This is a genomic window from Micromonospora inaquosa (assembly GCF_003857055.1).
Classification (GTDB): Bacteria; Actinomycetota; Actinomycetes; order Mycobacteriales; family Micromonosporaceae; genus Micromonospora; species Micromonospora inaquosa.
Genome location: NZ_QGSZ01000371.1, coordinates 1 through 2,030, shown reverse-complemented (window position 1 = coordinate 2,030; position 2,030 = coordinate 1). Strand labels below are relative to the sequence as shown.

Sequence of the window (2,030 nt, the reverse complement as noted above, 5' to 3'; positions counted from 1 at the left end):
CACGAGTAAGTTCGTCGGCAGCGTCAGATGTGTGTAAGAGACAGGTGGTGGGGTCGTCTTCGACTGCCGGCCGGCGTCGCCGTCGGCATCGCGACGGCCGTCGTCGAGGTCGTCTTTCTCGCGGTCGCGGCCGTCGCATTCAGCGTGTGCGCGCTCGCGCCTGCGGCCGGCCGTCGGGTTGCCGGCCTGACCAGCAGGTACGGGGGTTGGCTGGTGCGGATGGAACATCGCCGCCTTGTGGGGCTGCTGGCCGCGGAGGACCTGCCCGCACCGAACACCGTGGCGAGCCGGCGACAGGTCGGCTACCTGACCGCCCGGCTGCTACCCGGCACGCTCGGCCTGCTGGCGTACGCGGTGCTCGGCATCGGTGTGGTGCTGGCCGGGATCGTGCTGAGGGCGGCGGTGCGTGGAGAGCTGACCCTTCTCGACGCACTGTCCCAGGTCGCCGTCGGGGCGGTGCTGCTACTGCTCAACGTTCAGGCCGTCGCCAGCATCGCCGCGTTGGACATCCGGCTGGCTCGACGACTGCTCGGCCCGGGAAGCCGGGCGGAGCTGACCCGGCGGGTCCGCGAGCTGACCACCAGTCGAGCCGGGGTCATCGCCGCTGTCGACACCGAACGGCAGCGCATCGCACACGACCTGCATGACGGCCTCCAACAGCGGCTGGTGGCCCTCGGCATACTGCTCGGTCGGGCCCGGCGCGCCCGCGACGCCGATCGCACCCACGCACTGCTCGCCCAGGCGCACGAGGACGTGCAGCGAGCCATCGAGGAGTTGCGCGAGGTGGCGTGGCGGGTCTACCCGTCGGCACTGGACGGCAGCGATCTGGGCGAGGTCCTGGCCATCGTCGCCCGCGGATCCGAGGTGCCGGTGCGGATCCGCTGCGAGCTGCCGGCCCGCCCCGAGCGGCAGCTCGAGACGGTGCTGTACTTCGTGGCCTGCGAGGCACTCACCAACGCCACGAAACACGCCGCCGCTACCCTGGTCACTGTCGATATCGGGGTACGGGATGGGTGGATCCGGATGCGCGTGCACGACGACGGCGTCGGCGGTGCCGACCCGACCGGGCGCGGGCTGTCCGGGCTGGCGCGACGGGTCGCCGCGCTGGACGGCCGGCTGCGGGTCACCAGCCCGGCCGGCGGTCCGACGACCGTGCTGGCGGAGTTGCCGTGCGCCTAGTCCTCGCCGAAGACTCGACGCTGCTCCGCGAGGGCCTGACGCGGCTGCTCGCCGACGAGGACCACGAGGTGCTCGCCGCGGTCGGGACCGCCGACCAGCTCGTCGAGGCGGTCGAACGGTCCCGTCCCGACGTGGTCGTCACCGACGTCCGGATGCCACCCACCCACACCGATGACGGGCTGCGGGCCGCCCTGGAGATCCGTCGCCGCTGGCCCGACACCGGCGTCCTCGTGCTCTCCCAGTACGTGGAGCGGCGTTACGCCGGGCGGCTGCTCGCGGACCGTCCCGAGGGGGTCGGTTACCTGCTCAAGGACCGGGTCGCCCAGGTGGACGACTTCCTCGACGCACTCGACCGGGTCGCTGCCGGCGCCACCGCCCTCGACCCGGAGGTGGTCCGTCAGGTGGTGGCCGGATCGGAGCGGCCCGACCCGTTCGGTCGGCTCACGCCGCGCGAACGGGACGTGTTGCACGAGATGGCCCAGGGGCACACGAATCTCGCCATCGCCCAGCGGCTGCACGTATCGCAGAGCGCGGTCGAGAAGCACGTCAACGCCATCTTCGACAAACTCGACCTCGCTCACACAACCGGCTACAGCCGACGGATCCTCGCCATCCTGCGCTACCTGGACACCTGACCCACCAGGATCGAAGCCCAGGCCCAGTGCCACCTTGATCGACTCGGGTTCCATGAAGTCGCGGTGTCCCGCCGCCCGGGATACCCCGATTTCCCGGAAACCCGAGTGGATCATCGGGTGAGGCCCGATTTCGACGCCGTAGGTCGATTGGCGGGCCACGCCGCGCCGGGCCACGCCGCGCCGGGCCACGCCGCGCCGGGCCACGCCGCGCCGGGC

3 protein-coding genes are annotated in these 2,030 nt (G+C 71.9%); 2 read left to right on the top strand and 1 reads right to left on the bottom strand.

All coding sequences use genetic code 11. From position 1 onward, the window contains the following. Positions 1-228, bottom strand: a 228-nt coding sequence (locus DLJ59_RS37785; RefSeq protein ID WP_244236374.1) for a hypothetical protein, incomplete at its 3' end; no start/stop codon positions are given. Between DLJ59_RS37785 and DLJ59_RS33695 the strand changes: the two genes are divergently transcribed. After that, positions 220-1,179 carry a sensor histidine kinase gene (locus DLJ59_RS33695; RefSeq protein WP_244236373.1) on the top strand — a complete coding sequence of 320 codons (960 nt, stop codon included), beginning with the start codon at positions 220-222 and terminating at the stop codon, positions 1,177-1,179. The two genes, DLJ59_RS37785 and DLJ59_RS33695, sit on opposite strands and share 9 nt — an antisense overlap. Then, entirely contained in the window at positions 1,170-1,814 is a 645-nt protein-coding gene (locus DLJ59_RS33690; RefSeq protein WP_124778154.1) for a response regulator, read from the top strand. The genes DLJ59_RS33695 and DLJ59_RS33690 overlap by 10 nt, the downstream gene beginning before the upstream one ends. The last annotated feature ends 216 nt before the right edge of the window (positions 1,815-2,030 follow it).